Annotated in this window: 17 protein-coding genes and 1 pseudogene; 8 read left to right on the top strand and 10 right to left on the bottom strand. The window is 68.3% G+C overall.

The features are described from left to right. Positions 1 to 6 precede the first annotated feature (6 nt). Both KZ686_RS00805 and KZ686_RS00800 read left to right on the top strand, forming a co-directional pair. Positions 7 to 1179 carry a hybrid sensor histidine kinase/response regulator gene (locus tag KZ686_RS00805; RefSeq protein ID WP_265632842.1) on the top strand — a complete coding sequence of 391 codons (1173 nt, stop codon included), beginning with the start codon at positions 7 to 9 and terminating at the stop codon, positions 1177 to 1179. Further along, positions 1176 to 2168 (top strand): response regulator, encoded by a 993-nt coding sequence (locus KZ686_RS00800; protein ID WP_149316657.1) that lies wholly within the window; start codon positions 1176 to 1178, stop codon positions 2166 to 2168. Before KZ686_RS00805 ends, KZ686_RS00800 begins: the two co-directional genes overlap by 4 nt. A 115-nt stretch (positions 2169 to 2283) precedes the next feature. Here the strand turns inward: KZ686_RS00800 and secF are convergent, their stop codons facing one another. From secF to queA, 5 genes are all read right to left on the bottom strand, one after another. Next, the gene (gene secF, locus KZ686_RS00795) at positions 2284 to 3255 is read right to left on the bottom strand and encodes a protein translocase subunit SecF (protein ID WP_149316658.1); all 972 of its coding nucleotides are present in this window, start codon (positions 3253 to 3255) and stop codon (positions 2284 to 2286) included. 148 nt (positions 3256 to 3403) lie between these two features. Further along, positions 3404 to 5278, bottom strand: a complete 1875-nt coding sequence (gene secD, locus KZ686_RS00790; RefSeq protein WP_150083390.1) for a protein translocase subunit SecD — start codon at positions 5276 to 5278, stop codon at positions 3404 to 3406. Positions 5279 to 5487: 209 nt separating this feature from the next. Next, complete coding sequence (yajC, locus tag KZ686_RS00785; RefSeq protein ID WP_149316660.1) at positions 5488 to 5817, bottom strand: preprotein translocase subunit YajC; 330 nt, start codon at positions 5815 to 5817, stop codon at positions 5488 to 5490. Between the two features lie 133 nt (positions 5818 to 5950). Continuing rightward, positions 5951 to 7081, bottom strand: coding sequence for a tRNA guanosine(34) transglycosylase Tgt (gene tgt, locus KZ686_RS00780; RefSeq protein WP_226107158.1), 1131 nt, complete (start codon positions 7079 to 7081; stop codon positions 5951 to 5953). A 62-nt stretch (positions 7082 to 7143) separates the two neighbouring features. Next, complete coding sequence (gene queA / locus KZ686_RS00775) at positions 7144 to 8181, bottom strand: tRNA preQ1(34) S-adenosylmethionine ribosyltransferase-isomerase QueA (protein ID WP_226107160.1); 1038 nt, start codon at positions 8179 to 8181, stop codon at positions 7144 to 7146. A 277-nt stretch (positions 8182 to 8458) separates the two neighbouring features. On the opposite strand from queA, the gene recG reads away from it, so the two are divergent. The 5 genes from recG to ubiA all read left to right on the top strand — a co-directional run bounded on the left by recG (position 8459) and on the right by ubiA (position 15764). Next, complete coding sequence (gene recG, locus KZ686_RS00770) at positions 8459 to 10672, top strand: ATP-dependent DNA helicase RecG (RefSeq protein ID WP_265632841.1); 2214 nt, start codon at positions 8459 to 8461, stop codon at positions 10670 to 10672. 404 nt (positions 10673 to 11076) lie between these two features. Further along, the gene (locus tag KZ686_RS00765) at positions 11077 to 12027 is read left to right on the top strand and encodes a LysR substrate-binding domain-containing protein (protein ID WP_149316664.1); all 951 of its coding nucleotides are present in this window, start codon (positions 11077 to 11079) and stop codon (positions 12025 to 12027) included. A gap of 538 nt (positions 12028 to 12565) precedes the next feature. Further along, entirely contained in the window at positions 12566 to 14014 is a 1449-nt protein-coding gene (locus KZ686_RS00760; RefSeq protein ID WP_149316665.1) for a catalase, read from the top strand. A gap of 170 nt (positions 14015 to 14184) precedes the next feature. Then, entirely contained in the window at positions 14185 to 14670 is a 486-nt protein-coding gene (locus KZ686_RS00755) for a Dps family protein (RefSeq protein ID WP_149316666.1), read from the top strand. A gap of 236 nt (positions 14671 to 14906) precedes the next feature. Then, a complete protein-coding gene (gene ubiA / locus KZ686_RS00750; RefSeq protein WP_150083385.1) occupies positions 14907 to 15764 on the top strand; it encodes a 4-hydroxybenzoate octaprenyltransferase in 858 nt (285 codons plus the stop codon). A 103-nt stretch (positions 15765 to 15867) separates the two neighbouring features. Here the strand turns inward: ubiA and proC are convergent, their stop codons facing one another. Beyond that, the gene (gene proC / locus KZ686_RS00745) at positions 15868 to 16707 is read right to left on the bottom strand and encodes a pyrroline-5-carboxylate reductase (protein ID WP_149316668.1); all 840 of its coding nucleotides are present in this window, start codon (positions 16705 to 16707) and stop codon (positions 15868 to 15870) included. A gap of 163 nt (positions 16708 to 16870) precedes the next feature. Next, a complete protein-coding gene (locus tag KZ686_RS00740) occupies positions 16871 to 17599 on the bottom strand; it encodes a YggS family pyridoxal phosphate-dependent enzyme (protein ID WP_265632840.1) in 729 nt (242 codons plus the stop codon). 90 nt (positions 17600 to 17689) lie between these two features. Between KZ686_RS00740 and KZ686_RS00735 the strand changes: the two genes are divergently transcribed. Then, entirely contained in the window at positions 17690 to 18184 is a 495-nt protein-coding gene (locus tag KZ686_RS00735; RefSeq protein WP_149316670.1) for a glutathione peroxidase, read from the top strand. A 145-nt stretch (positions 18185 to 18329) separates the two neighbouring features. Here the strand turns inward: KZ686_RS00735 and KZ686_RS00730 are convergent, their stop codons facing one another. From KZ686_RS00730 to KZ686_RS00720, 3 genes and pseudogenes are all read right to left on the bottom strand, one after another. Beyond that, positions 18330 to 19886 carry a glycine betaine uptake BCCT transporter gene (locus tag KZ686_RS00730; protein ID WP_265632839.1) on the bottom strand — a complete coding sequence of 519 codons (1557 nt, stop codon included), beginning with the start codon at positions 19884 to 19886 and terminating at the stop codon, positions 18330 to 18332. Between the two features lie 175 nt (positions 19887 to 20061). Next, positions 20062 to 20784, bottom strand: a complete 723-nt coding sequence (locus tag KZ686_RS00725) for an LrgB family protein (protein WP_006578593.1) — start codon at positions 20782 to 20784, stop codon at positions 20062 to 20064. Between the two features lie 107 nt (positions 20785 to 20891). After that, positions 20892 to 21251: pseudogene (locus tag KZ686_RS00720) on the bottom strand (CidA/LrgA family protein); the annotation flags it as partial. Between the last annotated feature and the right edge of the window lie 41 nt (positions 21252 to 21292).

Below are 21292 nucleotides of genomic sequence, written 5' to 3'. Positions count from 1 at the left end.
CGCGCCATGACGGAACAGCGGACAGAGCCGCGGACCGAACTGCGGACCGATTTGCGCCAGCCCCGGCTGACCGTGCTCTACGTCGACGACGAGGAGATGGCCTGCAAGTATTTCGCCCGCGCCGCCGGCGCGGAGTACGAAGTGCTGCTCGCCCAGGGCGCGGACCAGGCCATCGAGATGCTGCGCAACGACAGCGGCCGCACCGCGGTGCTGGTCACGGACTTCCGCATGCCGGGGCGCAACGGCGCCGATCTGCTGCGGCAGGTCGCCGCCGAGTATCCGCAGATCGTGCGGATCCTGGTGACGGCCTACGCCGACAAGGACATGCTGCTGCAGACCGTCAACAGCGGCGAGGTATTTCGCATTCTCGAGAAGCCGCTCGGCCTGCAGGCGGTGCGGGATGTGCTGGCCCTCGCGCGGGAGCGTCATCGCGAACGGCAGTCGCGGCACCAGCGGCTGACCGCGATCGACGAGACGCTGGCTTTCCTCGCGCACGAACTTAACACCCCGCTGGCGGCTATCGCGAATTTCGCCCGCGGTGTTGAAAGCCGCAGCAGCGCCGAATACGATCCGCAGCGCCAGGCCGAGATCGGCCAGGCGGCCGCGGTGATGCACAGCAATGCGCAGTACTGCCTGGCGGTGATTTCGTCGTTCCTGCAGTCGGTGCGCGGCAATGGCGAACGGCCGCTGACCAGCGAGAACGATCGCGACATCACCGCAGGCAGCCTGATCATGGCGCTGCTCGACAGCTATCCGTTCACCGGGCCGCAGCGCAACTGGGTCGAGGTCGAACTGCACGGCGACTTCATCGTCCATACGCTGCCGAACTGCGTGTCGCTGGTGCTGTCGTCGCTGCTGAACAATGGCTTGCGGGCGCTGACCGATGTCCCCAAGCCGTCGCTGCGCTTCCGTGTCGTGGCGCAGCCCGACCCCGTGATCTGCATCAGCGACAACGGCCCAGGCATTCCGCCCGACGTGATGGAGCGCCTGCTGGTCGATCCGGTCACCACGCATGCCGCCGCCGGCGGAAATGGCCTCGGCATGATTTTCTGCAACCGCGTCATGCAGTCGTTCGGCGGCGGCATCCGGATCGAATCGATTCCGGGCGCCGGCACCACCGTGACGCTGGAATTCCCTCAGACGAAGAATCGAATGCACAGCAATAGGAGCGGTCAATGAACGAACCGAACGACAACCAGGCATCGCCTCCCGCGATTCTGTTCGTCGACGACGAGGCCACCGCGGTCAAGTATTTCCAGAGGGCGATCGGCGGGCTGGCGCCCGTGGTCACCGGCGGTTCGGTCGAGGAGGGCAAGGCGCTGCTCGAAGCCCATGGCGACACGCTGGCCGTGCTGGTCTCCGACCAGCGCATGCCGGGCGAATACGGCAACGAGCTGCTGCGCCATGCGCGCGAGCACTATCCGCATATCGTCCGCATCCTGACCACCGCGTATTCCGAGCTCGAGTCGACCGTGCAGGCGGTCAACGAAGGGCAGATCCACCGCTATATCAAGAAGCCGTGGGACATTACCGCGCTGCGCATGGAGCTCAAGCAGGCGCTGGAGATCGCCGGCCTGCGCCGCGAACGCGACCAGCTGGTGCGCGAGAAGCTGAGCGTGATCCAGCGCCAGACGCTGGCGGGGCGCATCGGCATGGTGCGCGCGCTGTGCGCCAGCCTGATCGGTCCGGAGCGCTTCCAGCCGGTCGAGACCTATCTGGCGGCGGCCGTGATGGCCGGTGCCAAGGGTCCGGAGCCCGACTGGGCAAGGATGGACTACGCCGACCTGATCGGCGCCGAAAGCCAGCGCAGCGGCGCCTTCGGCCATGCGGTGGCGAGCCGGCTGGCACAACTGCGCAGCGCGCATGACGCCGCGGCGGGTGCCGACGCGCTGGCGGTGATCGCGCAGCAGCTGGGCGAGGCGGTGCGCCGCGATGGTGACGCGCTGGTGTGGCTGTCGTTGCCGGTGCTGTCCGAATTCCTCGGCGCGCCGGTCGGCACCGCGGTGTCGGACCAGCACGCAGCGTGGTTTGCCGCGCTGCTGTGGCTCGATCGCAGCGGCAATGCGCTGCAGATGCTGCGCGACGGCAATACCATCGTCTCGCGCCTGGCGCCGGCGTCGACGCAGTTCGGCGCCGACCGGCTGGCGATCTGGATCGAGCAGTTCTGACCGAACCTGACAGCATCTGAAGGAAGCCGGTTCGCTTCCTTCCGCCGGGAGCGGGGCAATGAAAAACGGGGCCTGAGCCCCGTTTTTTTACGCCTGCTTTCTGGCTAGCGGCACGTCATGCCTGCGCGCCGTAGTTCGGATCGTCGCGGTCTGCCCCGCCGGCCTTCTTTTCGCCCTTGATCAGGTCCTCGCGCTTGACGCCCAGCCACATGGCCAGCGCCGCGGCGACGAACACCGACGAATAGATGCCGAACAGGATGCCCACCGTCAGCGCCAGCGCGAAGTAGTGCAGCGTCGGACCGCCGAAGAAGAACATCGACAGCACCATCATCTCGGTCGAGCCGTGCGTGATGATGGTTCGCGAGATGGTGCTGGTGATCGCGTTGTCGATGACCTCGTGGGTATTCATCTTGCGGAACTTGCGGAAGTTCTCGCGGATCCGGTCGAAGATCACCACCGACTCGTTGACCGAATAGCCGAGCACCGCCAGCACCGCCGCCAGCACCGACAGCGAGAATTCCCACTGGAAGAAGGCGAAGAAGCCCAGGATGATCACGATGTCGTGCAGGTTGGCGATGATGCCCGCCACCGCGAACTTCCATTCGAAGCGGATCGACAGGTAGATCACGATGCCGGCGATCACGCACAGCAGCGCCAGCAGGCCGTCGGTGGCCAGCTCCTTGCCGACCTGCGGGCCGACGAATTCGACGCGCTGCAGGTTGGCGTCGGGCGAGACCGCCTTGAGCGCGCCCATCACCTGCTCGCTCTGCTGTGCCGAGCTGACCGGCTTGCCGTCGGCGCCTTTCTGCAGCGGCAGGCGGATCATCACGTCGCGCGAGGTGCCGAAGTTCTGCACCTGCACGTCGGTGTAGCCGAGCTTGCCGACCTGGCCGCGGATCCGTTCCAGATCGGCGGGTTGCTGGTAGCTGACCTCCATCACCGTGCCGCCAGTGAATTCGATCGACAGGTGCAGGCCCTTCTGCCAGAGGAAAAAGACGGCGGCGAAGAACGTCACGAAGGAGATCACGTTGAAGATCAACGCGTGCTTCATGAACGGAATGTCGCGCCGGATGCGGAAGAATTCCATGGTGAATCCTGTATCTGCTGCAGCGTGCTGCGTTCGGGTGTTTCGTTCGAGGGTATCGTGCGAAGGTGACGTTCGAGGGTGTTGTTCGAGTCTGGCCTTCAGGCCGGAGCCGCGGGGCAGGGCCCCGCCGCGCTCACGCTCATTGCCCTCACTTGTTGGCCACGGTGCCCTTGTTGTCCGGGCCGGGCTTCCAGATCTGGCCGATCGACACGCTCTGCAGCTTCTTCTTGCGGCCGTACCAGAGGTTGACCAGGCCGCGGTTGAAGAACACCGCCGAGAACACCGACGTCAGGATGCCCAGGCAGTGCACCACCGCGAAGCCGCGCACCGGGCCCGAACCGAAGGCCAGCAGCGCCAGGCCGGCGATCAGCGTGGTCACGTTCGAGTCCAGGATCGTGGCCCAGGCGCGGTCGAAGCCGACCGCGATCGCCATCTGCGGCGACGCCCCCGCGCGCAGTTCCTCGCGGATGCGCTCGTTGATCAGCACGTTGGCGTCGATCGCCATGCCCAGCACCAGCGCGATGGCCGCGATGCCGGGCAGCGTCAGCGTGGCCTGCAGCATCGACAGCACCGCGATCAGCAGCAGCAGGTTGACGCCCAGCGCGATCACCGAGAACACGCCGAACAGCAGGTAGTACAGCACCATGAAGACGGCGATCGCGGCAAAGCCGTAGGCCACCGAGTCGAAGCCCTTCTCGATGTTGTCGGCGCCCAGCGACGGGCCGATGGTGCGTTCCTCGATGATGTCCATCGGCGCGGCCAGCGAGCCGGCGCGCAGCAGCAGCGCGAGGTCGTTGGCGGCCTCGGTCGAGTACGAGCCGGTGATCTGGAAGCTCGAGCCCAGTTCGGACTGGATCGTCGCCACCGTCAGCACTTCACCCTTGCCCTTCTCGAACAGCACGATGCCCATCGGCTTGCCGATGTTCTCGCGCGAGACGTCGCGCAGCACGCGGCCGCCCTGGGCGTCGAGCTTGATGTTGACCGACGGGCGCTGGTTCTGGTCGAAGCCGGCCGACGCGCTTTCGATGCGGTCCCCGGTGAAGATCACCTGCTTCTTCAGCACCACCGGGGCGCCGTTGCCGTGCAGGAACAGCTCGCTGCCGAACGGGATCGGATCGCCCTGGCGCGGGGCGCGCGGTGCGTCCGGATCGACCAGGCGGGCCTCCAGCGTGGCGGTGCGGCCGATGATGTCCTTGGCCTTGGCGGTGTCCTGCACGCCCGGCAGCTGCACCACGATGCGCTCCGCGCCTTGCTGCTGGATCACCGGCTCGGCCACGCCCAGTTCATTGACGCGGTTGTGCAGCGTGGTGATGTTCTGCTTCACGGCGGCGTCCTGCACCGCGCGGCGCGCCACCTCGGTGAAGGTGCCGACCACGTTGTTGCCGTCCATCGCGAAGGTCAGGTCCGGCAGGCTGTCGGCCAGCACGCCGCGGGCGCGGGTGGCGTCCTCGGGGTTGTTGAAGCGCACCGTCACGCGGTCGCCGTTGCGGTCCACGCCGCCGTGGCGGATGCCCTTGTCGCGCAGCACGGTGCGCGCGTCGCCGGCCAGGCTGTCCAGCTTCTTGTCTACCGCGCCCTTCATGTCGACCTGCAGCAGGAAGTGCACGCCGCCGCGCAGGTCCAGGCCCAGGTACATCGGCAGCGCATGCAGCGAGGTCAGCCACTTCGGCGAGCCGGACAGCAGGTTCAGCGCGACCACATAGGTCGGATCGTTCGGATCGGGATTGAGCGCGCGCGACAGCACGTCCTTGGCGCGCAGCTGCTCGTCGGTGGTGCGGAAGCGCGCCTTGACCGAGCCGGACTGTCCCGACACGTCATAGAACACGCCGTCGGGCTGCAAGCCGTTCTGCGCCAGCACCTGCTCGATCTGCTTCTGCATCGCCAGATCGACCTTGACGGTGGCCTTGCCCGACGAGACCTGCACCGCAGGCGCCTCGCCGAAGAAGTTGGGCAGCGTATAGATGATGCCGATGGCAAGCGCCACCAGGATCACGAGGTATTTCCAAAGCGGATAGCGATTCATCTTCGGCCAGTCTTTCTACGGTCTTTCTACGGCCGGCGCAGCGCGCGGACGGGAATCCGCGGGCGTATCGCGCAGGCAACCGGTTGGCAAACAGCCGCCTGGCCCGACCGGAGACTTCCCGGGGCGGGGCCAGGCGGCTGTGCGGGCACGCTATTGGCGGCGTGCCGGAACCTTGCGGCGGACCCGCAAGGCCTGAGAGAGCGAGGGGCTCAGAGCGCCTTCAGCGAACCCTTCGGCAGCACCGCGGTGACGGCGTTCTTCTGCACCGTGATCTCGGTGCCTTCGGCGATTTCCAGCGTCACATACTGCTCGTTGACCTTGGTGACCCGGCCCAGGATGCCGCCGGCGGTGACGACTTCGTCGTTCTTGGCCAGCGCTTCCAGCATCGCCTTGGCTTCCTTCTGCCGCTTCATCTGCGGGCGGATCATGATGAACCACAGCACCGCGAACATCAGGATGATCGGCAGGAAACTCATCAGGCCACCCGCCGCGCCGCCGGCCCCGCCGGCGGTCTGGGCAAATGCGTTCGAAATCAGCACGTTGCTTCTCCGTCACAAAATTGATTCAAGGAATCGGGCATTCTATCACCCGGTTCGGCCCGTTCAGCGGCTTGCGTCGCCTTGCCGGGCCCGCCCGTCGCGGGCCGCCGGCGGCAGGGCGGCAGGGGCCGTCTTACTGCGTGCCGCGCGCCCGGTCGGCGGCGAACTGGCGGCGGAAGGCGTCGAAGCGGTGTTGCTCGATCGCCTCGCGGATTTCGCGCATCAGCTGCAGGTAGTAATACAGATTGTGGATCGTATTGAGCCGCGCGCCCAGAATTTCTCCGACCCGGTGCAGATGGTGCAGATAGGCCCGCGAGAAATTGCGGCAGGTGTAGCAGGCGCAGCTTTCGTCCAGCGGCCGCGGGTCGTTGCGGTGCGCCGCGTTCTTGATCTTGACGTCGCCGAAGCGGGTAAACAGCCAGCCGTTGCGGGCATTGCGGGTCGGCATCACGCAGTCGAACATGTCGACGCCGGAGGCCACGCCCGCCACCAGGTCCTCCGGCGTGCCGACGCCCATCAGATAGTGCGGCTTGTCCGCCGGCAGCCTCGGGCCGACGTGTTCGAGCACCCGCATCATGTCTTCCTTGGGCTCGCCGACCGACAGGCCGCCGATCGCCAGGCCATGGAAGCCCAGCTCCGACAGCCCGGCCAGCGATTCGTCGCGCAGGTCCTCGAACATGCCGCCCTGGACGATGCCGAACAGCGCGTTCGGGTTGGCCAGCCGCTCGAACTCGTCGCGCGAGCGCTTGGCCCAGCGCAGGCTCATGCGCATCGAGCGCGCGGCCTCCTCGTGCGTGGCCGGGCGGCCCTCGATCTCGTACGGCGTGCATTCGTCGAACTGCATCACGATGTCCGAGTTCAGCGTGCGCTGGATCTGCATCGAGATCTCGGGCGACAGGAACAGCTTGTCGCCGTTGACCGGCGAGGCGAAGGTCACGCCTTCCTCGGTGATCTTGCGCAGCTCGCCCAGCGAGAACACCTGGAAGCCGCCCGAATCGGTCAGGATCGGCTTGTCCCAGCCGATGAAGCGGTGCAGGCCCTGGTGGGTGTCGATGACCTCCAGCCCGGGCCGCAGCCACAGATGGAAGGTATTGCCCAGGATGATCTGCGCGCCGATTTCGTTGAGCTCCAGCGGCGACATCGCCTTGACCGAGCCATAGGTGCCGACCGGCATGAAGATCGGCGTCTCGACCACGCCGTGGTTCAGGGTGACGCGGCCGCGGCGGGCGTTGCCGTCGGTGGTGAGCAGTTCGAATTCGAGCATGGCGTAGGGGTGGCGGAGATTCGGTGGGCCGGGGCGTGCCGGGGCAGGGCGCGGGCGGCGGTTCAGGGCTGGCGCTGCAGCAGCATCGCGTCGCCGTAGCTGAAGAAGCGATAGCGCTGCTCGACCGCATGGCGATAGGCGATGCGGATCGGCTCGATGCCGGCCAGCGCCGACACCAGCATCAGCAGCGTCGACTTGGGCAGATGGAAGTTGGTGATCAGCGCGTCGACCAGCCGGAAGCGATAGCCCGGCGTGATGAAGATGTCGGTGTCGCCGCTGCCGGCCCGCAGTTCGCCTTCGGGCGTCGCGGCCGATTCCAGCGCGCGCAGCGAGGTGGTGCCGACCGCGATCACGCGGCCGCCGGCGGCGCGGGTGTCGCGCACCGCCTGCGCCAGTTCCTCGGAGATCGCGTACCACTCCGAATGCATCTTGTGCTCGGCCAGGTTCTCCGTGCGCACCGGCTGGAAGGTGCCGGCGCCGACGTGCAGCGTCAGGAAGGCGCGCCGCACGCCGTGGGCGTCGAGCCGGGCGAACAGCGCGTCGTCGAAATGCAGCCCGGCCGTCGGCGCCGCCACCGCGCCCGGATGGCGCGCATAGACGGTTTGGTAGCGGCTCTCGTCGTAGGCGTCCGGATCGTGCGTGATATAGGGCGGCAGCGGCAGGCGGCCGAAGCGCTCGATCAGGTCCAGCGCCGGCTCGGGAAAGCGCAGCGTGAAAAACTGGTCCACGCGCGGGCCGACCGTGACATCAAAAGCATCGGCCAGCCGCAGCGTGCTGCCCTCGGCCGGCGTCTTCGAGGCGCGCACCTGGGCCAGCACCGTGTCGGCGTCGAGCACGCGCTCGACCAGCACCTCGACCTTGCCGCCGCTGGCCTTCTGGCCGAAGAAGCGGGCCTTGATCACGCGGGTGTCGTTGAACACCAGCAGGTCGTCCGGGCGCAGATAGTCGGTCAGGTCGGCGAAGGCGCGATCGTCCAGCTCGGTGGCGCCGTCCGCGCCGGTCCGCACGACCAGCAGCCGGCTCGCGCTGCGGTCGGGCAGCGCGGTCTGGGCGATCAGTTCGGGGGGCAGCGGAAAGTCGAAATCGGACAGCGTCAGCATAAAAGGACAGGGACCGGCGCCTCGCAACGAGGCCGGCGGCAGGTGCAAAAGGGGCAGCGGGTCGGGATACCGCCGGTGGCGCCTGGAGCGCGCGGCGCAGGCATGGGTACAATCGGCGGACCCGCTATTGTAAGGCTTCGGCCGCCAGGCTTGCCGCCATGGCCGTGATGGCGGGTATTCCGCCGGGGCGACCCGCGGAGCGCCGACGGCCCCGCCGTTTCCCACGATCCGATCCGACACGCCCGCGGCGCCGCCGCGCCCTGCCGACCACGCCTCGATGCCCGTCACCGCCAGCGAACGCACGCCCGAGCCAGACGCCCAGCCGCAATCGGCCAAGCCGGCTGTCAAATCCGCCAAGGCCGCCAAGTCCGGCGCGCCCGCCAAATCGGGCAAGCCCGCCGCGCCGTCGTCGGCGATGGCCAAGCTCGCCAAGCTGGGCCTGAAGCGCGACGTCGACCTGGTGCTGCATCTGCCGATGCGCTACGAGGACGAGACCACGCTGCTGCCGATCAGGGAGGCCGTGCATCGCGCGGGCCTGGGCTTCGCCGTGCAGGTCGAGGGGGAGGTGGTGTCCAACGAGGTCACGCTGCGGCCGCGCCGGCAACTGGTGGTGCGCATCGCCGACGACAGCGGCGAGCTGACGCTGCGCTTTCTCAATTTCTACGGCAGCCAGGCAAAGCAGATGGCCGAGGGCGTGCGGCTGCGCGTGCGCGGCGAAGTCCGCGGCGGCTTCTTCGGCGCTGAGATGATCCATCCCGTCGTGCGCCCGGTCGGCCCCGACGAGCCGCTGCCGGACCGCTTGACGCCGGTCTATCCCGCTACCGCCGGCATCTCGCAGGCCTATCTGCGCAAGGCGATCGGCGGGGCGCTGCAGCGCACGCCGCTGCCGGAGACGCTGCCGCGGCCGCTGCTCGACGGCCCGCTGGCGCCGTTGAAGCTGCAGCCGCTGGCCGAATCGCTGCGGCTGCTCCATGCGCCGCCGCCGCAGGTCGACGAGGCCGCGCTGATCGACCGCTCGCACCCGGCGTGGGTGCGCATCAAGTTCGACGAGCTGCTGGCCCAGCAGCTGTCGCTCAAGCGCGCGCAGGCGGCGCGCCGCGCCCGCAACGCGCCGCCGATGCCGCGCCGCGCCGGCGGCCTGCTGGACCGTTTCCTCGCCGCGCTGCCGTTCGCGCTGACCGGCGCGCAGCAGCGCGTGGTCAAGGAGATCGCCGCCGACATGGGCGCGCCGCACCCGATGCACCGGCTGCTGCAGGGCGATGTCGGCAGCGGCAAGACCATCGTCGCGGCACTGGCCGCCTGCCAGGCGATCGACGCCGGCTACCAGGCCGCGCTGATGGCGCCGACCGAGATCCTGGCCGAGCAGCATTACCGCAAGCTGTCGGGCTGGCTCGCGCCGCTGGGCGTCGAGGTGGTATGGCTGGCCGGGAGCCTGAAGCGCACCGAAAAGCGCGACGCCGTGGCACGGGTCGAATCCGGCCAGGCGCAGCTGGCGATCGGCACGCACGCGCTGATCCAGGACACGGTGCGGTTCGCCAGGTTGGGCCTGTCGGTCGTCGACGAGCAGCACCGCTTCGGCGTGGCGCAGCGGCTGGCGCTGCGCGGCAAGGCGGACGGGGCCGAGCAGGACGGCGCGGGGTCCGCACCACACGCCGACGAGCCCGCCACCGTGCCGCACCAGCTGATGATGTCGGCCACGCCGATCCCGCGCACGCTGGCGATGACCTATTACGCCGACCTCGACGTGTCGGTGATCGACGAGTTGCCGCCCGGCCGCAGCCCGGTGGTCACGCGGCTGGTCAACGACGCGCGCCGCGACGAGGTGATCGAGCGCGTGCACCACGCCGCCGCGCAGGGCCGGCAGGTCTACTGGGTCTGTCCGCTGATCGAGGAGAGCGAGGCGCTGCAGCTGCAGACCGCGCAGGAAACGTATGAGACGCTGGCCGCCGCCTTGCCGGACCTGAAGGTCGGGCTGGTCCATGGGCGCCTGCCGCCGGCCGAGAAGGCCGCGGTGATGGACGCCTTTTCCGCCAACCGGCTGCAGGTACTGGTGGCGACCACGGTGATCGAGGTCGGCGTCGACGTGCCCAACGCCTCGCTGATGGTGATCGAGCATGCCGAGCGCTTCGGCCTCGCGCAGCTGCATCAGCTGCGCGGCCGCGTCGGCCGGGGCAGCGCGGAGTCGGTCTGCCTGCTGATGTACCAGGCGCCGCTGTCGCCGACCGCCAAGCAGCGGCTGGCGACGATGCGCGAGACGACCGACGGCTTCGAGATCGCCCGGCGCGACCTGCAGATTCGCGGGCCGGGCGAGTTCCTGGGGGCGCGCCAGTCGGGCGAGGCGATGCTGCGCTTTGCCGATCTCGAAACCGACGCCTGGCTGGTCGAGCCGGCGCAGCAGGCGGCGGAACTGCTGCTGAGCCGTTACCCCGAAGCGGCGCAGGCGCATCTGTCGCGCTGGCTGGGCGGGCGGGAGCATTACTTGAAGGCGTGAAGGCGTGAAGGCGTGAAGGCGTGAGGGCGTGAGGGCGTGAGGGCGTGAGGGCGTGAGGGCGTGAGGGCGTGAGGGCGTGAGGGCGTGAGGGCGTGAGGGCGTGGGAGCGTGGGAGCGTGGGAGCCGAGAATCCCGGGCCGCAAGCTCGGAAGTCCGCCTTCGCCGCGCCGGTGGCCCAAGAGCAGTGCACGCCGCTTTGCCGCGCGGCTCTGACAGAACCTCGATTCGAAGGTAAAATCTATCGCTTCTGAAAAGCGATAATTTGCGAAGCACTTCTGTCACGTGCTTTCGCGGCGATTCGACCGGCGATCCGACTGTCTCGCCGGCTGCACCAGCCCGCCGGGACACCCCTTTCGGACCATCCCGACATCGCCCGCTCCACCACAATCCCAAGCCGATACGACATGACGCTGACCGAACTGAAGTACATCGTTGCCGTCGCGCGAGAGCGCCATTTCGGCCGTGCCGCCGAGGCCTGCTTCGTGTCGCAGCCGACGCTGTCGGTGGCGATCAAGAAGCTGGAAGACGAGCTGAACGTGCAGATCTTCGAGCGCGGCACCTCCGAGGTCTCGGTGACCGCGGTCGGCGAGCAGATCGTCGCGCAGGCGCAGCGGGTGCTGGAACAGACCATGGCGATCCGCGAGATCGCCAAGCAGGGCAAGGACCCGCTGGCCGGGCCGCTGCGCGTCGGCGTGATCTACACGATTGGGCCGTACCTGCTGCCGGCGCTGGTCAAGCAGATGATCCACACCGTGCCGCAGATGCCGCTGATGCTGCAGGAGAACTACACGGTCAAGCTGATCGAACTGCTCAAGCAGGGCGAGATCGACTGCGCGATCATGGCCGAGCCGTTCCCGGACTCCGGCCTGACGGTGCGGCCGCTGTACGACGAGCCCTTCGTCGTCGCGGTGCCGCGCGGGCATCAGCTGGAAAAGGCGGAAAACGTCGCGCCCGACGAACTCAAGCAGCAAACCATGCTGCTGCTTGGCAGCGGCCACTGCTTCCGCGACCATGTGCTGGGCGTCTGCCCGGAACTGTCGCGCTTCTCGCAGGCCGCCGACGGCATCCAGAAGACCTTCGAGGGCTCCTCGCTCGAGACCATCCGCCATATGGTGGCCAGCGGTGTCGGCATTACCGTGCTGCCGCGGACCTCGGTGCCCGACATGCACGCCGGCAACGATCTGCTGTCCTACGTGCCGTTCGCCGAGCCGGTGCCCGATCGCCGCGTCGTGCTCGCCTGGCGCAAGAGCTTCACCCGGCTGCCGGCAATGGAAGCGCTGTGCGCGGCGGTGGCGGCCTGCGAACTGCCGGGCGTGCGGAAGCTGACGCCGGACGCGCTGGCCAAGGCGGCCTGAGGCTTTCCGGAACCTCTCCAGACCGTTTCTCCGAGCGCGGCCGGCGCCGCGCTGCGCCTCGGACTCGCCGGATTCAGCCGCCTCTTTCGGGCTCCTTTCGGCTTGCTTCCCCCGCCGCCTTTTCCTCGCCGTCTGCCGCTTCGTTCCGCCTTCTTCCCCGCCGGCCCGCCTGTTAGCTTTACGCTATATCATAGTTTTAAATAATTAAATTCCTATACCAATAGGTGATTGTTAAACTCCTTCCATCGACGCACGATACCGCTCGCAAAAGGAGTCAGCATGAACCGCAACCGTCCCTTGCCGTTGCCCGCCCCGGGCGCCGTCTGGCGCGACCTGCGCCGTCAGCTGACCGACTGCCTGGCCTGTTTCGCCACCGTCTATTGATGGGCGACAGCCTGCGGCGGCGTCACGGCGGCATCGCAAACGCCGCGTAGTCTCGCGGTCGTTGATGCAGCCGTTTCGCGCATCCCGGTATTTCCGTATTTCCGGTATTCCCCGGTTACTCCGTACCACCCTATCCCCACCAGCAGAGGTCACGATGAGCAAGGACAAGGACACCCTCACCACCGCCGCCGGCGCGCCGGTCGCCGACAACCAGAATTCGCTGACCGCCGGCGTGCGCGGTCCGATGCTGCTGCAGGACGTCTGGTTCCTGGAGAAGCTGGCGCACTTCGATCGCGAGGTCATTCCCGAGCGGCGCGTGCATGCCAAGGGCTCGGGTGCCCACGGCACCTTCACCGTGACGCATGACATCACGCAGTACACCAAGGCCTCGATCTTCGCCGAGGTCGGCAAGCAGACCCCGCTGTTCCTGCGCTTCTCGACGGTGGCCGGCGAGCGCGGCGCCGCCGATGCCGAGCGCGACGTGCGCGGCTTCTCGGTCAAGTTCTATACCGACGAGGGCAACTGGGACGTGGTGGGCAACAACACGCCGGTGTTCTTCGTCCGCGATCCGCTCAAGTTCCCCGACTTCATCCACACGCAGAAGCGCAATCCGCGCACCAACCTGCGCGATCCGATCGCGGTCTGGGACTTCTGGTCGCGCCATCCGGAATCGCTGCACCAGGTCACGATCCTGATGAGCGACCGCGGCCTGCCGCAGAACTACCGGCAGATGCACGGCTTCGGCTCGCACACGTACTCGTTCATCAACGCGGCGGGCGAGCGCTTCTGGGTCAAGTTCCACTTCAAGTCGCAGCAGGGCATCGCCAACTGGACCAACGAGGAAGCGGCCAAAGTGGTCGCCGGCGACCGCGAGAGCGCGCAGCGCGACCTGTACGAGAACATCGAGCAGGGCAATTTCCCGCGCTGGATGCTGCAGGTGCAGATCATGCCCGAGGCCGACGCGGCGACGTATCGCATCAATCCGTTCGACCTGACCAAGGTGTGGCCGCATGCCGACTACCCGCTGATCGACGTCGGCGTGCTGGAGCTGAACCGCAATCCGGACAACTATTTCGCCGAGGTCGAGCAGGTGGCGATGAACCCGTCCAACATCGTGCCCGGCATCGGCTTCTCGCCGGACCGGATGCTGCAGGGCCGGCTGTTTTCGTACGGGGACACGCAGCGCTACCGGCTGGGCGTCAATCACCACCAGATCCCGGTCAACGCGCCGAAATGCCCGTTCCACAACAGCTTCCACCGCGACGGCGCGATGCGCGTGGACGGCAACCAGGGCAGCAAGCTGAACTACGAGCCGAACCGGCAGGGCGCTTTCGCCGCCGGCGAGCGCGCGGTCGAGCCGCCGCTGGCGGTGGGCGCGGTGGCGGACCGCTTCGACCACCGGGCGGACGACGACGATTACTACAGCCAGCCGCGCGCGCTGTTCCAGCTGTTCGACGAGGGTCAGCGCCAGCGCCTGTTCGGCAATATCGCGGCGGCGATGCAGGGCGTGCCGGCCGACATCGTGCAGGTCCAGCTCGCGCACTTCCGCAAGGTTGATCCGGCCTATGCGGAAGGGGTGGAGCGGGCGCTGAACGTCCGCTGACCGTACGCTGAAGGTCGGCGCAGGGCGCCCGAACGGCCGGCGCGGGTTTGTCCGCGCCGCCGTTCGGATGCCATAATGCGATGCCGGGGCCGCTGGCGCAGAGCTGGCGGCCCCTGTCGCATTTTTTTCCGCAGTTAGTCGTGGCCACATCAGAACGGAGCGTATCGATCATGGCGAAGAAGAACGAGATGAGCGTGAACATCGGGATTTCGGACAAGGACCGCAAGAAGATCGCCGAGGGCCTGTCCAAGCTGCTGGCGGACACCTACACGCTTTATCTGAAGACGCACAACTTCCACTGGAACGTCACCGGCCCGATGTTCAACACGCTGCATCTGATGTTCGAGACGCAGTACACCGAACTGGCGCTGGCGGTCGACTCGATCGCGGAACGCATCCGCGCGTTGGGCTATCCGGCACCGGGCACCTACAAGGAATACGCGCGGCTGTCGTCGATCCAGGAGGAAGAGGGCGTGCCCGAGGCCACCGAGATGATCCGCAAGCTGGTCGAGGGCCAGGAGGCCGTGGTGCGCACCGCGCGCTCGATCTTCCCGCTGGTCGAGGCCGCCGCCGACGAGCCGTCCGCCGACCTGCTGACCCAGCGCATGCAGACGCACGAAAAGACCGCGTGGATGCTGCGCTCGATGCTGGCCTGAGCAGGCTCGCGTCCTGACGATGCGCCGCCGCCGCGCCGGCGGCGTATCGTTCCAGGTTGTGGCAGGGGCCTCGCCAGGGGCGATCGATCTGCCCGCGACCGCCGGGCCACGATGCCGATCCTGATCCGATCCTCGTCCGCTCCATCCCGGTCCCTCGCCGGTCCTTCCGATCCCTCGCCGCTCCCGATCCCTCCGCCAATCCCGTGCCGCTGTCCCCGTCCCACCACCCGACCCCGATGTTCGAACGTCTCGCCCTGTACGCGCGCCTGGTGCGCATCGACAAGCCGATCGGCACGCTGCTGCTGCTGTGGCCGACCTTGTGGGCGCTGTGGATGGCCGCCGGCGGGCCGCCGCCGTGGCCCATCTTCTGGATCTTCGTGGTGGGTACGTTCCTGATGCGCTCGGCCGGCTGCGCGATGAACGACTGGGCCGACCGCGACTTCGACAAGCATGTGAAGCGCACCCGCGAGCGGCCGCTGACAGCCGGGCGCATCCAGCCCTGGGAGGCGCTGGCGGTGGCCGGCACGCTGGCCGTGCTGGCCTTCCTGCTGATCCTGCCGCTCAATGCGCTGACCAAGTGGCTGTCGGTGGTGGCGGTGATCGTTGCGGCGACCTATCCCTTCTTCAAGCGCTTCTTCGCGATTCCGCAGGCGTACCTGGGCATCGCGTTCGGCTTCGGTATCCCGATGGCCTTCGCCGCGGTGCAGGAGCAGGTGCCACCGGTGGCCTGGCTGATGCTGCTGGCCAATGTGTTCTGGTCGGTGGCCTACGACACCGCGTATGCGATGGTCGATCGCGACGACGATCTGCTGATCGGCATGAAGACTTCGGCCATCACGTTCGGCCGCTTCGATGTCGCGGCGATCATGATCTGCTACGCCGGCTTCCTGGCGCTGATGGCGCTGGCCGGTGGCATGCTCGGACTGGGTTGGCCGTACTGGCTCGGCCTCGCGGCGGCCGCGGCGACCGCCGTGTACCACTACACGCTGATCCGCGGGCGCGACCGCATGCAGTGCTTCGCGGCGTTCCGCCACAACAACTGGCTCGGCGCCTGGGTATTTGCCGGCACCGCGCTGGCGTACGCGCTGCGGTAGTCCTGTCGTTCCCGCATAGGGGACCAGCGACCTCGGGAACGAGCGGCGCCGGAAAGTCGCGGTCTCCCCGCCTGCGCGGGGACGACCGTCCTGCAATCCCGCCTCAACCCTCGCGGCCGAATTCCTCGCCCATTTCCGCGCCGCGCGCCGCCGCGGCGTGCACGGCCTTGACGAAGGCCTCGCCCACGCCCGACTGCTCCAGTACCGTCAGCGCCGCGTAGGTGGTGCCGCCCTTGGACGTCACACGCTCGCGCAGCGTCGCGACCGGCTCGCTCGATTGCGCCGCCAGCGCGGCCGCGCCGCGGAAGGTCTCGATCGCCAGCTGGCGGCCTTGCGCCGCGCTCAGGCCCAGCTCGGTGGCGGCGCGCTCCATCGCCTCGATCACGTAGAACACATAGGCGGGGCCGCTGCCCGAGACCGCGGTGACCGCGTCCATCTGCGCATCGTTGTCCAGCCACAGGCATTGGCCGACCGCCTCGGCTAGCGCGGTGGCGACGGCGCGGTCCTCGGCCGACAGGGCGGCCGGCGCGCTCAGCCCCGTCATGCCCTTGCCGGCCAGCGCCGGCGTATTGGGCATCGAGCGCACCACGCGCGCATGGCCGCCGAGCCAGCGCTGGATGTCCTGCAGGCGAATGCCGGCGGCCACGCTGACCACCAGGCCGCGGCTGCCGGCGGTGCGCAGATGCGGCAGCAGCTGCTCGGCCGCCTCGCGGAACTGCTGCGGCTTGGTCGCCATCACGATCACGTCGCTGCCGGCCAGTTCGACGTCGGGCGTCTCGACGGTATGCACGCGCTGCTCGCGCGCCAGCCGTTCGCGCGCGGGCGCGTAGGGGTCGGCGACGCGGATCGACGAAGGCGGCACGCCGCGGGCGATCAGGCCGCCGATCAGGGCGGTGGCGAGGTTGCCGCCGCCGACGAAGCCGAAGGTCAGAGTGGTGAGCATGGGTGGGTCTCGCTGTGAGTCGGGAATCGGGGAATCGGGGAATCGGGGAATCGGGAAATCGGGAAATCGGGAAATCGGGAAATCGGGAAATCGGAACGTCGGCAGCCGGTCCCGGGACGGTTCGCGCCAGCCCGGGCAGCGTCAGGGCCGCATCAGGGCCGCATCACGGCGCGCCGGCCGGGTTCATGCCGCTTTCGGCCGGCCGCGGACGGGCGCCGAAGATCGCGGTGCCGACCCGCACGATCGTCGCGCCTTCGGCCACCGCCGCCTCGAGGTCGCCGGACATGCCCATCGACAGCGTGTCGACCGCCAGGCCGTCCTCGCGCAACGTGGCCAGCAGCGCGCGCAGCGCGGCGAAGGGGCGGCGCTGCGCCGCGATATCGTCCGCCGGCTCGGGAATGGCCATCAGCCCCCGCAGATGCAGATTGGGCAGCGGCGCGATGGCGCGCGCGAGGGCCAGCACGTCGGCCGGCGCGACGCCGCTCTTGCTGGCCTCGCCGCTGATATTGACCTGGATGCAGACCTGCAGCGGTCCCATCGAGGCGGGGCGCTGCGCCGACAGCCGCTCGGCGATGCGCAGCCGGTCGACCGAATGCACCCAGTCGAAGTGCTCGGCCACCGCGCGCGTCTTGTTGCTTTGCAGGGGACCGATGAAGTGCCACGACAGGTGCTCGCGCAGCGATGCCAGCGCGGCGATCTTGTCCAGGCCTTCCTGCACATAGTTCTCGCCGAAGGCGCGCTGGCCTGCCTCGAAGGCCGTGCGTACCGCGCCGGGCGGGAAGGTCTTGGACACCGCCAGCAGCGACACCTCGCCGGCCGATCGGCCCGCCTCGAGTTCGGCGGCGGCAAGGCGCCGCCGCACGGTTTGGAGATTCGCGGCTATGACCGACATGGTTCGGCAAACATCGAAAGAAACGGTTGGCAACAAGGGGTAGGCCATTATAGTGTTTGCTCCCAACCCATTCGCCGACAGGAACACGCCATGGACAACGTCTACCAGTTCAGCGCCGAATCGCTGGCCGGCCAGCCGGTTTCGCTATCGCAGTTCGAGGGCAAGGTGCTGCTGATCGTCAATACCGCCAGCGAATGCGGCTTCACGCCGCAGTACGCCGGCCTGCAGCGGCTGCACGAGCGCCATGCCGGGCGCGGTTTCGCGGTACTCGGCTTCCCGTGCAACCAGTTCGGCAAGCAGGAGCCCGGCGATGCGCAGCAGATCGGCCAGTTCTGCGAAACGCGCTTCCAGGTCAGCTTTCCGATGTTCGCCAAGATCGACGTCAACGGCGCCAACGCGCATCCGCTGTATCGCTGGCTGACCGGGCAGAAGCCCGGCCTGCTCGGCATCGAGGCGATCAAGTGGAACTTCACCAAGTTCCTGCTGCGCCGCGACGGCACGGTGTACAAGCGCTATGCGCCGACCACCAAGCCCGAGGACATCGAGGCCGACATCGAGACGCTGCTGGCCGAGCCGGCGCGCTGAAGCGGAAGCCGAAGCCGCAGCCGGCCGAACCCGCGTCCAACTCGCGCCGAACCTGCGCCGAACCTGCGCCGAACCTGCGCCGAAACCTGCGCCGAAACCTGCGCCGAAACCGCGCTGAGCCGACGCTGGCCGGCGCCCCGGGGGCTCAGTCCTGCGGCGGCCCCGCCGGCGGCTGGGTCTCGCGGTCGCGCAGCAGCCGCTCCAGCAGCCGGTCGCGCGCGCGGTGGCGGCGCTCCAGCCGGTTCGATTCCTCGTCGAGCGCGCGGAACAGGCTAAAGCACATCGCCGCCATCACCACCGCGAAGGGCAGCGCCGCCAGGATCGACATCGACTGCAGCCCCTTCAGCCCGCCGGACACCAGCAGCACCCCGGCGATCAGCGCGATCAGCACGCCCCAGATCAGCTTGAGCCGCGCCGGCGGACGCGGATTGCCGTGGTCGGACATCATGCCGAGCACGAAGGTGGCCGAGTCGGCCGAGGTCACGAAGAACACCGTGACCAGCACGATCGCCAGGATCGAGGTCAGCGTCGCCGCCGGGTAGGCCTCCAGCAGCGCGAACAGCGCCAGCGAGGGGTCCTGCTGCACCGCCTGCACCACCGGCACGTTCTCGAACATCGACGCATACAGCCCCGCGCCGCCAAAGACGCCGAACCACAGGAGGCTGATCAGCGTCGGCGCCAGCAGCACGCCGACGATGAACTCGCGGATGGTGCGGCCCTTCGAGATGCGCGCGATGAAGGTGCCCACGAAGGGCGCCCAGGCGATCCACCAGGCCCAGTAGAACAGCGTCCAGTCGGCGACCCAGGTGCCCTTGCTGAACGGCGTCATGCGCATGCTCATGCCGACCAGGTTGTCCAGGTAGGCGCCGACCGTGGTGGTCAGCGCGTCCAGGATGAACGACGTCGGCCCCAGCACGAACACCGTCAACAGCAGCAGCACGGCCAGCACCATGTTCAGGTTGCTGAGCCACTGGATGCCGCGCGTCAGGCCGCTCAGCGACGACAGGATGTACAGCGCGCCGGCGACCGCGATGATGATCAGCTCGACCGCGATATCGTTGGGTATGCCGAACACCCGGTACAGGCCGGCATTGATCTGCAGCGCGCCCAGTCCCAGCGAGGTGGCCACGCCGAAGGCGGTGGCGATCAGCGCCAGCACGTCGATCCATTTGCCGAGTGGCCCGTTGGCGCGCGCGCCGATCAGCGGCTCGAAGGTGGTGCTGATCAGCATCGGCCGGTCGCGGTTGAACTGGAAGAAGGCCAGCGCCAGCGCGACGATCGAGTAGGCCGCCCACGGATGCAGCCCCCAGTGGAAGAAGGCGTAGCGCAGCCCGGTGCCGGCCGCCTGCGGCGTCAGCGGTTCGAGGCCGAGCGGCGGCTTGATCAGGTGGGAGACCGGCTCGGCCACGCCCCAGAAGACCAGGCCGATGCCCATGCCGGCGGCGAACAGCATCGAGAACCAGCTGAGCCGGTGGAACTGCGGCTCGGCGTCCTCCCCGCCGAGCCGGATGCTGCCGAAGCGGCCGAACGCCAGGTACAGCGCGAACACCAGGAAGCCGAACATCGACAGCAGGTAGAACCAGCCGAAGCGCGCGATCACGCCCGTCAGCAGCCATTGCATGGTGGTGCCGAGCTGGTCGGGCGCCAGCGCGCCCCACAGCACGAACAGCGAGACGAGCGCCAGAGCGAGCTTCAGTACCATCGCGTTCTCCCTTCGGTTGTCGTTCGGTCCTGCGGCGCCGGGCGCGGGCGTGCTTGGATGCGTTTGGCTGCGTTCAGGAACCTCAGCCAGGCTCAGGCGCGCCCAGGCCCGCGTTCAGACACGCGCCCAGGCACGCCCAAGCGCATGCCTGCGTGTACCAGCCGCGAAGCCCGGCTCAGCGCGGCATCCACGTCGCCAGCAAGGGCACCAGCACCGCGGTCAGCACGCCGTTCAGGCCCATGCCGAGCGCGGCAAAGGCGCCGGCCTCCTGATTGACCTGGAAGGCCCGTGCGGTACCGATGCCGTGCGCCGCCAGCCCGGTGGCGAAGCCGCGCACGCTGTAGTCGCGCATGCCGAGCAGGTTCAGGATCTTGGTCGCGCTGATCGCGCCGATGATGCCGGTGCCCATCACCAGCACCGCGGTCAGCGACGGCAGGCCGCCGATCTTCTCGGCCACGCCCATCGCGATCGGAATGGTCACCGACTTGGGCGCCAGCGAGCGCACCACCTCGGGAGAAGCGCCCAGCAGCCACGCGATGCCGACCGCCGACACCACCGCGACCAGCGAGCCGGCCAGCAGCCCGCCGAGCAGCGGCAGCACGTGCGCGCGCAGCTTGGGCAACTGCTGGTAGAGCGGCACCGCCAGCGCCACCGTGGCCGGACCAAGCAGGAAGTGCACGAATTGCGCGCCGTCGAAGTAGGTCTGGTACGGCGTGCCGGTCACCGTCAGCACCGCGACCAGCAGCGCGACCGAGATCATCACCGGATTGGCCAGCGGCGAGAAACGCGCGCGTTCGTAGATGCGGAAGGCGAACACATAGGCCAGCAGCGTCGCGGTCAGCCCGAGCAGCGGGCTGGCGGCCAGATAGACCCAGATCTCGTTCAGGCGCGGGGTCATTGGCGCTCTCCCGCGTCGCTGGCGGCATCGTCCGCGGAGGGGCCGGCGGAGGACGCCGGGGAGGCCGGAGAGGCCGGAGAGGCCGGAGAGGCCGGAGAGGCCGGAGAGGCCGGAGAGGCCGGAGAGGCCGGGGGTTTGCGCATCAGCGCGCGCGTGACCAGCGCCGTGGTGGCGATCGCCAGCCAGGTCGACAACACCAGCGCGACGATGATCGGCATCCATTCGCCGCCGATACGGCTGCCGTGCACCATGATGCCGACGCCGGCCGGCACGAACAGCAGCGACAGATGCTTGAGCAGCTCGGCGGTGGTGTCCTGGATGATCGCCAGCAGGCGATCGTCGATCGCGAGCCAGCAGAACAGCAGGATCATGCCGATCACGGGACCGGGCACGGGCAGGCGCAGCGCGTAGCTGAACACCTCGCCCACGGATTGGAATACCAGCAGGATGGCAAGCGTCTGGAGCATGCGAGGGGCAGGTTGGTCGGCCAGGCGGAATCACCGCGATT

The organism is Cupriavidus cauae (assembly GCF_026210475.1).
Classification (GTDB): Bacteria; Pseudomonadota; Gammaproteobacteria; order Burkholderiales; family Burkholderiaceae; genus Cupriavidus; species Cupriavidus cauae.
The sequence above is the reverse complement of the archived record's forward strand: the minus strand, read 5'-3'. Positions and strand labels throughout refer to the sequence as shown.

Bases quoted from the DNA above. Each gene is read 5' to 3' on its own strand.
- KZ686_RS00725 (WP_006578593.1), bottom strand. From the start codon at position 20,784: ATGACCCCGCGCCTGAACGAGATCTGGGTCTATCTGGCCGCCAGCCCG.
- KZ686_RS00735 (WP_149316670.1), top strand. From the start codon at position 17,690: ATGGACAACGTCTACCAGTTCAGCGCCGAATCGCTGGCCGGCCAGCCG.
- KZ686_RS00805 (WP_265632842.1), top strand. From the start codon at position 7: ATGACGGAACAGCGGACAGAGCCGCGGACCGAACTGCGGACCGATTTG.
- KZ686_RS00760 (WP_149316665.1), top strand. From the start codon at position 12,566: ATGAGCAAGGACAAGGACACCCTCACCACCGCCGCCGGCGCGCCGGTC.
- KZ686_RS00730 (WP_265632839.1), bottom strand. From the start codon at position 19,886: ATGGTACTGAAGCTCGCTCTGGCGCTCGTCTCGCTGTTCGTGCTGTGG.
- tgt (WP_226107158.1), bottom strand. From the start codon at position 7,081: ATGCTCGAATTCGAACTGCTCACCACCGACGGCAACGCCCGCCGCGGC.
- queA (WP_226107160.1), bottom strand. From the start codon at position 8,181: ATGCTGACGCTGTCCGATTTCGACTTTCCGCTGCCCCCCGAACTGATC.
- ubiA (WP_150083385.1), top strand. From the start codon at position 14,907: ATGTTCGAACGTCTCGCCCTGTACGCGCGCCTGGTGCGCATCGACAAG.
- KZ686_RS00755 (WP_149316666.1), top strand. From the start codon at position 14,185: ATGGCGAAGAAGAACGAGATGAGCGTGAACATCGGGATTTCGGACAAG.
- proC (WP_149316668.1), bottom strand. From the start codon at position 16,707: ATGCTCACCACTCTGACCTTCGGCTTCGTCGGCGGCGGCAACCTCGCC.
- KZ686_RS00765 (WP_149316664.1), top strand. From the start codon at position 11,077: ATGACGCTGACCGAACTGAAGTACATCGTTGCCGTCGCGCGAGAGCGC.
- recG (WP_265632841.1), top strand. From the start codon at position 8,459: ATGCCCGTCACCGCCAGCGAACGCACGCCCGAGCCAGACGCCCAGCCG.
- secD (WP_150083390.1), bottom strand. From the start codon at position 5,278: ATGAATCGCTATCCGCTTTGGAAATACCTCGTGATCCTGGTGGCGCTT.
- secF (WP_149316658.1), bottom strand. From the start codon at position 3,255: ATGGAATTCTTCCGCATCCGGCGCGACATTCCGTTCATGAAGCACGCG.
- KZ686_RS00800 (WP_149316657.1), top strand. From the start codon at position 1,176: ATGAACGAACCGAACGACAACCAGGCATCGCCTCCCGCGATTCTGTTC.
- KZ686_RS00740 (WP_265632840.1), bottom strand. From the start codon at position 17,599: ATGTCGGTCATAGCCGCGAATCTCCAAACCGTGCGGCGGCGCCTTGCC.